We start from the raw sequence: 11,631 nt of genomic DNA, 5'->3' as shown, positions 1-11,631 counted from the left end.
GGACACGATCGGCCGCGCGACCTCGACCCCGCGTGCCCGCAAGGCCAGCGCCGCGGACGCGCTCGATGCGGGCGACCGGGAGCTGTTCGAGGCGCTGCGGGCGTGGCGGGCCGAGACCGCACGCGAGCAGGGGGTGCCGGCGTACATCGTGTTCGGCGACGCCACGCTGCGCGCCCTGGCCGAGCACCGCCCGGCGTCCGCCGCTGACCTGGAGGGCATCACCGGCATCGGCGCGAAGAAGCGCGAGGCCTACGGCGACGGGGTGCTCGCGGTCATCGCCGCGAATTGAGGCCCGGCTGTCGCGAGCCGACAAGCCGGACGGGGCGCGACCCCCGAGGCTCTTGGAGGAAGGAGACAGCGGAGTTCTCCCCGGTTTGTGGCACACCTACCATGGAGGCACCGTCACTTCTCCGAGGAGGAACCCCCATGGTCGACGCTGCCGTCCGTCCTTCCACCGCCCCCGACGAGCCCCGTCGCGAGACGGAAGCTCCGCGCATCGATGTCGCCGCCGTCACCGACGCCCTGATGGGCACCTGGGCCGACGTGCGCCGTGAGGCCCGCGAGATGATCAAGGACCCGGCGTTCTGGCGTCAGGACGAGCTGGGCAAGGACGAGCACCGCGAGCGCGTGCTCAGCCAGCTGCACCTGCTGGTGGAGAACAAGGCCGTGCACCGCGCGTTCCCGAAGCGCTTCGGCGGCGAGGAGAACAACGGCGGCAACATCGCCGGGTTCGAGGAGCTCGTCGCCGCCGACCCCAGCCTGCAGATCAAGTCGGGCGTGCAATGGGGTCTGTTCGGCTCGGCCATCCTGCAGCTCGGCACGGCGGAGCACCACGAGAAGTGGCTGCCCGGCGTGATGGATCTGTCGATCCCCGGCGCGTTCGCGATGACCGAGATCGGCCACGGCTCCGACGTCGCGGCGGTCGGCACCACCGCGACCTACGACCCGGAGACGGAGGAGTTCGTCATCCACACGCCGTTCCGCGGCGCGACCAAGGAGTACCTCGGCAACGCGGCCCTGCACGGCATCGCGGCGACCGTGTTCGCGCAGCTCATCACGAACGGCGTGAACCACGGCGTGCACTGCTTCTACGTGCCGCTGCGCGGGGACGACGGAAAAGACCTGCCGGGCATCGGCCGCGAGGACGACGGTCTCAAGGGCGGGCTGAACGGCATCGACAACGGACGGCTCTCGTTCGACCGGGTGCGCATCCCGCGCACGAACCTGCTGAACCGGTACGGCGACGTGGCCGCGGACGGCACGTACACCAGCGCCATCGACAGCCCCGGCCGCCGCTTCTTCACGATGCTCGGCACCCTGGTGCAGGGGCGCGTGTCGCTCGACGGCGCCGCGTCCTGGGCGTCGGCGCTCGGCCTGTACATCGCGGTCACCTACGCCACCCAGCGCCGCCAGTTCGACGGGGCGGACGGCCAGGAGGTCGTGCTGCTCGACTACGGCAAGCACCAGCGCCGCCTGCTCCCGCGGCTCGCGACCACGTATGCGCAGATCTTCGCGCACGACGAGTTCCTGCAGAAGTTCGACGGCGTGTTCTCCGGGCGCACCGACACCCCGGGCGACCGGGAAGACCTGGAGACGCTCGCCGCGGCCCTCAAGCCGCTGTCGACCTGGCACGCGCTCGACACGCTCCAGGAGGCGCGCGAGGCGTGCGGCGGGGCGGGCTTCATGTTCGAGAACCGGCTCGTCGGCCTGCGGCAGGACCTCGACATCTACGTCACCTTCGAGGGCGACAACAACGTGCTCCTGCAGCTCGTCGGCAAGCGGCTGCTGACCGACTACGCCAAGCAGTTCCAGGGCAAGGACGCGGCGTACCTCGCCCGGTACGCCGTGGGCATGACCGCGGGGAAGGTGTTCCACGGTGCGGGCCTGCGCCAGCTCGGCCAGGCCGTGAGCGACTTCGGACAGGTCGCCCGTTCGGTGGAGCGGGGACTGCGCGAAGAGCAGCAGCACGACCTGCTCGCCGGTCGCGTGCAGCAGATGGTCGCGGACATCGCCGGGCGGCTGCGCGCCGCCGGGAAGGACAAGACGCTCGGCGCCGAGCTGTTCAACCAGAACCAGACCGAGCTGATCGAGGCCGCCAGGGCGCACGGCGAGCTGCTGCAGTGGGAGGCGTTCACCGACGCTGTCCACGCGATCGACGACCCGGAGACGCGGAAGGTGCTCACGTGGCTGCGCGACCTCTTCGGTCTGCAGCTGATCGAGAAGCACCTGGCGTGGCACCTCATCCACGGACGCCTGTCGACGCAGCGCGCCGCCGCCGTGTCCAGCTACATCGACCGGCTGTGCGCCCGGCTGCGTCCGCACGCGCTCGACCTCGTCGACGCGTTCGGGTACGAGCCCGAGCACGTGCGCGCGCCGATCGCGAGCGGGGCCGAGAAGCAGCGTCAGGACGAGGCCCGCGCCTACTACGCCGATCTCGCGGCGTCTGGTCGGGCGCCGATCCAGGAGAAGGCGCTGAAGAAGCAGAAGCGCTGACGCGGCTCGCCGTTCACCCACCCCTCGATCCCGCCCGGATCCGCCGCGATCCGGGCGGGATCGTCGCGTCCGGCGCCGTGTTCTGAGGAGGTGGGAACGGGCGTAGTCTCGGCAGGTACCGACCAGAGGAGCACCATGTCGTCCGTCATCGCCTACGCCGCCCCCGCCGAGGCCGCCCCGCTCGAGAAGACCGTGATCGAGCGGCGGGAGCTGGGGCCGCACGACATCCTCATCGACATCGCGTTCGCGGGCATCTGCCACTCCGACATCCACACCGTGCGCGGCGACTGGGGCCCGCAGCAGTACCCGCTCGCGCCCGGGCACGAGATCACCGGCACGGTCGCGGCGGTGGGCTCCGAGGTCACGCGTCACGCCGTGGGCGACCGCGTGGGCGTGGGGTGCCTGGTGAACTCCTGCGGCGAGTGCCGGCAGTGCCGCCGCGGCGAGGAGCAGTACTGCGAGAACGGCGCCATCGGCACCTACGGCGCGGTGGACCGCGACGGCACGATCACCCAGGGCGGCTACGCGCAGCAGGTCGTGGTGACCGAGGGATTCGTGCTGCGCATCCCCGACGCGCTGCCGCTCGACGCCGCAGCGCCGCTGCTGTGCGCGGGCATCACCACCTATTCGCCGCTGCGGCACTGGAAGGTCGGCCCCGGCACGCGCGTGGCAGTGGTGGGCATGGGCGGACTCGGGCACATGGGGGTGCAGATCGCGCACGCGCTGGGTGCCGAGGTGACCGTGCTGTCGCAGACCCTGTCGAAGAAGGACGACGGCCTGCGGCTCGGCGCCGACCGCTACTTCGCCACGAGCGACCGCGAGACGTTCCGCGAGCTGCGCGGGTCGTTCGACGTGATCCTCAACACCGTGAGCGCCGCGATCGACCTGCGCTCCTACCTGGGGCTGCTCGACGTGGACGGCACGCTGGTGTGCGTGGGTGCGCCGCCGGAGGCCCTGTCGGTGAACGCGGGCTCGCTCATCGCGGGGCGTCGCTCGATCGCCGGGTCGAACATCGGCGGCATCAGGGAGACGCAGGAGATGCTCGACTTCTGCGCCGAGCACGGCATCACCGCGCAGATCGAGGTCATCCCCGCGTCGGCGATCAACGAGGCGTACGAGCGCGTGCTCGCCTCCGACGTCCGCTACCGCTTCGTGATCGACGCCGCCACCTTCGCCGCCTGACCGCCTTCCGATCCCGCGCGACAGCTCCGTGCGGGATCGGGAACCGCGCCGCGGAGGGGTCGGGGAGGCCCGCCTTCCGATCCCGCATCCGGCGTGCGTGCGTGTCGGCGGTCGCCGGTAGCGTCGAGTCATGACCTCCCTCCTGATCGGCCCCGACCTCCGCGCGCGCTGCGCGTGGGTGGGCGACGACCCCGAGTACCGCCGCTACCACGACGAGGAGTGGGGCACCGCGCTGCACGGCGACCGGGCGCTGTTCGAGAAGATGGCGCTGGAGGGGTTCCAGGCCGGACTGTCCTGGATCACGATCCTGCGCAAGCGTCCGCGGTTCCGCGAGGTGTTCGCGGGGTTCGAGCCGGAGGCGGTCGCCGCGTTCGACGAGTCCGATGTCGAGCGGCTGATGGGCGACGCCGGCATCATCCGCAACCGCGCCAAGATCGAGGCCACGATCGGCAATGCGCGCCTCGTCCGTGCGATGGCGGAGGGGGAGCTCGATGCGCTCATGTGGTCGTTCGCCCCGCCGGCGACCGGCGCCCGGCCGAGCTCGTTCGCCGAGGTCCCGGCGGTGACGCCGGAGTCGACCGCGCTGAGCAAGGAGCTGCGGCGCCGGGGCTTCCGGTTCGTCGGACCGACCACGATGTACGCCCTGATGCAGTCCGCCGGGATGGTCGACGACCACATCGCGGGGTGCTGGCGGGCGTAGCTCCGGCCGAGTGGGGAGATCTCCCCATCGAGCGATATTCTGCGACGTGGTTAGGATGTAGCAGTGTTCCGTGGGCCGTCGTGCCGCGGTGGAGTCAGTGTGAGACGACCCTGGGGGGGAACCGGGTATGAAGGCGTTGTCGTGGATGCGCGCGCGACCCAAGACGCTGGCGTCCGCCGCCGGGGTCACGGTGGGTGTGATCGCCCTCACCACGATGGCCTTCACGTATGAGGGCTTCCCCACCACCAAGGTCGACCTGAACGACGGCGGCGTCTGGATCACCAAGACCTCGAGCCTGCTCGTCGGGCACTTCAACCACGAGTCCACGATCCTCGACGGCGGGCTGCGCACCACCAGCGAGGACTACGACATCCTGCAGGACGCCGCGAACGTGCTGGTCGTCGACGAGAGCGCGTCCACCGTGACCGCGGTCGACCCGGCGCGCGTCTCTCTCGGCGACTCCGCGCTCATCCCCTCCACCGCGAAGGTCGCGCTCGGCGCGAACACCGCGGCGATCCTCGACCAGGACTCGGGCGACCTGTGGGTCGTGCCGGTCCGGGGCATCAACGCGTTCGAGATCGAGGCCGCGGAGCCCGTGGTCGAGCTCGGCGACGACTCCGACGTGACGGTCGCCCAGGACGGCACCGTGTTCGGGCTGTCGGGCGAGCGCGGCGAGGTCGTCACGGTCCCGGTCGACCCCGAGGGCGCGCCGCTCGACCCGTCCGCCGCGTCGGTGGGCGAGCTCGACCTGTCCGAGCGTCCGTCGATCACCGCGGTCGGCCGCACGCCGGTCGTGCTCGATGCGGCCGCCGGCGTCGTGACGAGCCCGGGCGGCTTCCGCACCGAGGTTCCGGGCGCCGCCGACGCCGTGCTGCAGCACGCCTCCGCCGAGACCGACGCGGTCGCCCTCGCCACGCCCTCCGCGCTGGTGCGCGTGCCGTTCGACGGCGGAGAGCCCGAGGAGACCTCGGCGGGAGCCGACGGCACGGCCGCGGCCCCCGTGTGGCTCCGCGGCTGCACGTATGGCGCGTGGGCGGGCTCGGCCACGTTCATCCGCGAGTGCCCGGGCGATGGCAACGACGTCAACGCCCCCATCGACGGCGCGGAGGACTCGTCGAGCCTCACGTTCCGCGTCAACCGCGACGTGATCATCCTCAACGACGCGGTCGGCGGCGCCGCCTGGCTCGCGAACGAGAGCCTGCAGCGCGTCGACAACTGGAACGACCTGACCCCGCCCGAGGGCGAGACCGAGAACCAGGACGACTCCACGGAGGAGACGGTCGAGACCACGCTGCCCGAGCGCAGCGAGGAGAACACCCCGCCCATCGCGGAAGACGACTCCTACGGCGTGCGACCCGGCGCGACCACGCTGCTGCCGGTGCTCGACAACGACAACGACCCCGACGGCGACGTGCTGGTCGCCGCGCTGGCCGAGGCGCAGCCGGGCATCGGCACGGTGCAGCCCATCAACAACGGCGGGGCGCTGCAGATCGCGGTCGACGAGAAGGCGTCGGGCACGGCCAGCTTCACGTACGAGGTCGACGACGGCCGCAAGGGCAAGGACACCGCGGTCGTCACCCTGACCGTGCGCGACTGGAGCGAGAACGCCGCGCCGGAGCCCAAGCGGAAGACCTCGCTGGCGGTGGAGACCGGCGGCACGATCTCGTACAACATCCTCCCCGACTGGATCGACCCCGACGGCGACGACATCTACCTCAAGGAGGTCATCCCCGCGCCGGGCGACGAGGTCGACTTCAGCCGCGACGGGCAGATGACGTACAAGGCGACCGCGAGCCTGCAGGGCCGCAAGGACGTGATGGTGACGGTCGCCGATGCGACCGGCGAGTCCACGTCCGCCACGATCGCGCTCGACGTGCGCCCGCAGGGCTCGACCAACCCGAAGACCAACGCCGACCACGTGGTGACCCGCGCGGGGGAGCAGATCACGGTCGCCCCGCTCACGAACGACACCAGCACGAGCCGGGAGCAGCTGCGCCTGAGCCGCGTGCTCGACACCGCGGGTGCCACGATCCAGCCCGACTTCCCCAACAAGACCTTCACGTTCCTGGCCCAGAACCCGGGCGTCTACTACGTGCAGTACCAGGTGACGACGGGGCCGAAGAACGGCGAGGGGCTCGTGCGCGTCGACGTGATGCCCGAGTCCGAGACCGACCTGCCGCCGGTCGCCGTGCGCGACGTGGCACTGCTGCCCACCGGCGGCGACGTGCTGCTGGGCGTGCTCAACAACGACACCGACCCCGCCGGCGGCATCCTCGTGGTGCAGTCCGTGTCGATGGACCCCAGCACGGGCATCTCGGTGTCGGTGCTGAACCACGAGACCCTGCGCATCACCGACCAGGGCGCGCTCGACGAGCCGGTGCGCATCGGCTACCGCATCTCGAACGGCTCGAAGTCGGCCGACGGCGAGGTCGTGGTCATCCCGATCCCCGCACCCGACGAGATCCTGCCCCCGATCGCCAACCCCGACACGGCGACCGTGCGCGCGGGCGACGTCGTGACGATCCCCGTGCTCGACAACGACTCCCACCCGAGCGACGACGTGATGCACGTCGAGCCGGAGCTGGTCGAGACGGTCGACCCGGAGGACGGCGAGGCCTTCGTGTCGCAGGACGAGGTGCGCTTCAAGGCGGGCACCGAGCCGAAGACCGTCTACCTCACGTACGAGGTGGCCGACTCGCGTCAGCAGAAGGCCGCCGGCTACGTCACGATCCAGATCCTCCCGGTGGACGTGGAGAAGAACGCCGCCCCGCGTCCGCAGGACCTCACGGCCCGTGCGCTCGCCGGCAGCGAGGTGAACATCGCGGTGCCGCTCGACGGCATCGACGCCGACGGCGACTCGGTCGAGCTGCTGGGCATCGATTCGAGCCCGCGCAAGGGCCGCATCACGACCGTCGGACCCAACTACTTCACCTACGAGGCCGGCTCCGAGTCGTCGGGGGTGGACACGTTCACCTACCGGGTGCGCGACCGCCTGGGCAAGGAGGGCGTCGCGACGATCCGCGTGGGCGTCGCTCCGGCCGAGCAGATCAACCAGCCACCGTACGCCGTGAAGGACGCCGTGGTCGTGCGGCCCGGCCGCGAGATCGCCGTCCCGGTGCTGGCCAACGACTCCGACCCCGAGGGCGACAAGGTCTCGCTCGTGAAGGACGGGCTCGAGGTGCCGGAGGGCCTGGAGGGCCGCGTCTCGGGCGACCGCGTGATCGTGAAGGTGCCCGACCGCGAGATGGAGACGTCGCTGCAGTACACGGTGAGCGACGCCCGGGGTGCCACGGCGACCGCGACCCTGCAGATCACGGTCGACGAGGACGTGCCGCTGCAGGCGCCCGTCGCCCGCGACGACCGGCTCCAGCCGTCCGACCTGAAGGACGGCGGGCTCTCGGCCGACCTCGAGATCCTCAAGAACGACGAGGACCCGGACGGCACCAAGGACCGGCTCGACGTGGAGGTGGACGCGGGCGGCACGCTGCTGGAGAACGGCAAGGTGCGCGTCACCGTCACCGACGAGCTGCAGCTGATCCGCTACACCCTCACCGACCCGGACGGCCTCCAGGCGTCCGCGTTCATCTTCGTGCCGTCGCGCGACGGCCTGCGCCCGACCCTCACCTCCACCAAGCCGGTCGAGGTCGTCAGCGGCGAGACCAAGGACCTGCCCCTGTCGGAGTACGTCACGGTTGCGGGCGGCGGTGACGTGCGCATCACCGAGAAGGCGAAGATCAGCGCCAACAACGCGGACGGCTCGGACCTGCTCAAGGACGCGAGCACCCTGGTCTACACCTCGGCGCCCGGCTACTTCGGCCCCGACGCGCTCACGTTCGAGGTGACCGACGGCGACGGACCGGACGACCCCGAGGGGCGCAAGGCCACGCTGAGCATCCCGATCAACGTGCTGCCGCCGGAGAACCAGCAGCCCACGTTCATCGGCGGTCAGGTCAACGTCGCCCCGGGTGAGGACGCGACCCCGCTCGACCTCGCCGCCCTCACCGACGACCCCGACCCGGAGGACGAGGGCAAGCACGAGTACTCCCTCGTCGGCGGAGACGGCAAGGGCATCTCGGCGCGCATCGACGGCGACCGGCTGCTGGTCGAGGCGTCGTCGAACGCCAAGAAGGGCACCAGCGCCTCGCTCACGATCCGCGTGTCCGACGGCGAGACCGAGCCGATCGAGGGCACCGTGACCGCGACCGTCACGGCCTCCACACGGGCGATGCCCGCCGCCAACACCGACACGATCTCCGAGGCCGACGCCGGGAAGACCATCACGGTGCCGGCACTCGCGAACGACTTCAACCCGTTCCCGGAGACCCCGCTGAAGATCGTCGGCGCGGTGACCGAGTCGGGTCGCGGTGAGGCCTCGTTCACCGAGGACGAGGTGCGCGTGACCCCGGCCGAGGGCTTCGTCGGCACGCTGGTGGTGCGCTACCGCGTGCAGGACGCGACGGAAGACGTGGACCGCGAGGTGAACGGACAGATCGTGGTCACGGTGCAGGACGTGCCGGCGGCCCCGGGCACCCCGGTCGTGACGAGCGTGCAGGACCGCACCGTGGTGGTGTCGTACTCGGCCCCGTCGAACAACGGCGCCGAGATCACGAAGTACACCGTGAAGTCGGTCGGCGGCGGCGCGTACTCGAAGGAGTGCGCCTCCACCACCTGCACGCTGGACGGCCTGACCAACAACGTCGAGTACACGTTCCAGGTGACCGCGACGAACCGCGTCGGCGAGTCCGAGCCGTCGGGCGTCTCCGAGGTCGCGCGTCCCGACGCCCGGCCGGACACCCCGAACCCGCCGACCCTCGACTTCGGCGACAAGTCGCTCAAGGTCGCGTGGACGACGCCGACGACCCCCGGCTCTCCCGTCGAGCGGTACACGCTCGAGATCTCCCCCGCGCCGCCCTCCGGCATCACGCAGAAGGAGGCCACGGGCAACTCGCTTACGTGGGAGGGGCTGGAGAACGGCTCGAACTACCAGGTGCGCGTGCAGGCGCACAACCGCGCCCCCGACCCGTCGAGCTGGAGCGGCTGGTCGGCCTCCGAGATCCCCGCGGGACCCCCGCTCGCGGCCGGCGCTCCCTCCACGAAGGAGCTCGAGCCGGTGTCGGGCCAGGCGCAGATGCTCGTGAGCTGGAACCCGCCGGACAAGAACGGCGACGCGATCCGCGGGTACGAGCTCCAGGTGATCTCCGGCGGCCAGACGGTCCGCACCCTCACGCCGGGCGCGCAGGCGAACAGCCAGGCCGTGACCGTGCCGACGTCGGAGTCCGCGTACACGTACCGCATCCGCGCCTACAACAAGGCCGGCTGGGGCGAGTGGAGTGCGCCGTCGGCCCCGCGCCGCGGTGTGATCGCGCCCGGAGCGCCGACCAGCCTGACGGTCACGGCCGAGCTCGACAGGGCGCTCGACATCTCCTACCGCCAGGGCTCGCGCAACGGCGCCAAGGAGAGCGAGGTCACGTACCAGTACCGGCTCAACGGCGGCAACTGGAACACCCTCTCCGGCACCCGCATCGGCGGTCTCACGAACGGCCAGAACTACCGCATCGAGGTGCGGGCGGTCGCGACCGTCGACGGCGTCACGTACGCCGGGGCCGTGTCGAACTCCGCGACAGGGAACCCGTACGGTGCACCGCGCCAACCCGCCGTGGACGCCATCGGTGGCGCGACCCAGGTGGAGCTGCGGTGGAACGCCAGCGGCTCCCCGAACGGCCGCGACATCAAGGTCGTGCAGATCAGCATCGACGGCGGCGGCTGGGAGAACGTCGGCATCTCCGGTTCGCGCACGGTCGGCAACGGCTACAACCAGGGCCACAGCATCCGCGTGCGTGCGCAGGACGCCGCGGGGCAGTGGACGCCCGAGAACTCGGCATCGGCGAGCTCCGGCCCGCCGCCCGCGCCGCGCGCCTGGGTCAGCCGAGGCACCGCCGGCTACTGGCCGGGGCAGTGCACCGACGGCACGTGCGCCAAGTTCGTCGTCAACACCCAGAACTTCCCCGCCGGCACCTACCAGGTGTGGTGCAACAGCACCGCGCCCACCGCGGGACCGCGGTTCGCGGGCGGCAGCAGCTGGTACATCCCCGCCAACGGCGCGGTCGAGCTCGGCTGCTTCCACGGTGCGGGCGGCCGCGGCTACGAGGTGTGGGTCACGATCGGCGGCACCGACTACGAACGACGCCCCTGGTAGCGGGCACCCCTTCCCCCGAGAGAGCACAGGACAACCCATGACAATGACCCCCGAGCAGGCCGCCTGGTTCCACGGCACCTTCACGCGCCTGGTGGAGAACGTCGACAAGGCGGTGCAGGGCAAGCGCGAGATCGTCGGGCTCGTGCTCGCCTCGATGCTGGCCGAGGGCCACGTGCTGCTGGAGGATGCCCCCGGCACCGGCAAGACGAGCCTCGCGAAGGCGCTCGCCGCGACCGTGCAGGGCACCAGTGCGCGCATCCAGTTCACGCCCGACCTGCTGCCCTCCGACGTGACCGGTGTGACGATCTACGACCAGCAGTCGCACCGCTTCGAGTTCCACAAGGGCCCGATCTTCGCGTCGATCGTGCTCGCCGACGAGATCAACCGCGCCTCGCCGAAGACGCAGTCCGCGCTGCTGGAGGTCATGGAGGAGTCGCGGGTGACGGTCGACGGCGTGACGCACGAGACGGGCCGCCCGTTCCTCGTGATCGCCACGCAGAACCCGGTCGAGCAGGCGGGAACGTACAAGCTGCCGGAGGCGCAGCTCGACCGCTTCCTGATCAAGACCTCGATCGGATACCCCGACCTCGCGGTGACCGAGAGCATCCTCGCCGGGGCGTCGGACCGCAACCCGTCGGCCGGGCTGTCGGCCATCATCACCACGAGCGCCGTGGCCGACATGGCCGACCTGGCCGCGACCGTGCACGTCGAGCCCGCGGTGCTGCGCTACGTGGCCGAGCTCGCCGAGGCCACCCGTGCCGACGGCGCGATCCGGCTCGGCGTCTCGGTGCGCGGTGCGATCGCCATGGTCCGCATCGCCAAGGTGTGGGCGGCGGCGCAGGGCCGGCACTACGTGCTGCCCGACGACATCAAGGCGCTCGCCCGCCCCGTGTGGCAGCACCGTCTGCTGCTCGACGCCGAGGCCGAGTTCGCCGGCACCAGCAGCGACACCGTGATCGCCCGCGTGCTCGACGGCGTCGCAGCCCCCCAGGCCCGAGCGGCGGCCTGATGACGGCGGAGGCTCTGCAGGCGCCGCCCGCGCCGACCGACCGCGACGCCG

Annotated in this window: 6 protein-coding genes; all 6 read left to right on the top strand. The window is 71.3% G+C overall.

What is annotated here, in order from left to right:
- Positions 1–289 (top strand): HRDC domain-containing protein (locus tag DW309_RS05195; RefSeq protein ID WP_205812632.1); only part of this gene is annotated, 289 nt, incomplete at its 5' end.
- A gap of 137 nt (positions 290–426) precedes the next feature.
- A complete protein-coding gene (locus DW309_RS05190; protein ID WP_136044762.1) occupies positions 427–2,493 on the top strand; it encodes an acyl-CoA dehydrogenase family protein in 2,067 nt (688 codons plus the stop codon).
- A 135-nt stretch (positions 2,494–2,628) separates the two neighbouring features.
- A complete protein-coding gene (locus DW309_RS05185; RefSeq protein WP_136044761.1) occupies positions 2,629–3,675 on the top strand; it encodes an NAD(P)-dependent alcohol dehydrogenase in 1,047 nt (348 codons plus the stop codon).
- A gap of 130 nt (positions 3,676–3,805) precedes the next feature.
- Entirely contained in the window at positions 3,806–4,375 is a 570-nt protein-coding gene (locus tag DW309_RS05180; protein ID WP_136030094.1) for a DNA-3-methyladenine glycosylase I, read from the top strand.
- Positions 4,376–4,520: 145 nt separating this feature from the next.
- On the top strand, positions 4,521–10,571 hold the full coding sequence (locus tag DW309_RS05175) for an Ig-like domain-containing protein (protein WP_240753127.1): 6,051 nt from the start codon (positions 4,521–4,523) through the stop codon (positions 10,569–10,571).
- A 37-nt stretch (positions 10,572–10,608) separates the two neighbouring features.
- Complete coding sequence (locus DW309_RS05170) at positions 10,609–11,580, top strand: AAA family ATPase (RefSeq protein ID WP_136030098.1); 972 nt, start codon at positions 10,609–10,611, stop codon at positions 11,578–11,580.
- The last annotated feature ends 51 nt before the right edge of the window (positions 11,581–11,631 follow it).

Source organism: Microbacterium sp. K41, assembly GCF_004794395.1.
Classification (GTDB): domain Bacteria; phylum Actinomycetota; class Actinomycetes; order Actinomycetales; family Microbacteriaceae; genus Microbacterium; species Microbacterium sufflavum.
The sequence above is the reverse complement of the archived record's forward strand: the minus strand, read 5'-3'. Positions and strand labels throughout refer to the sequence as shown.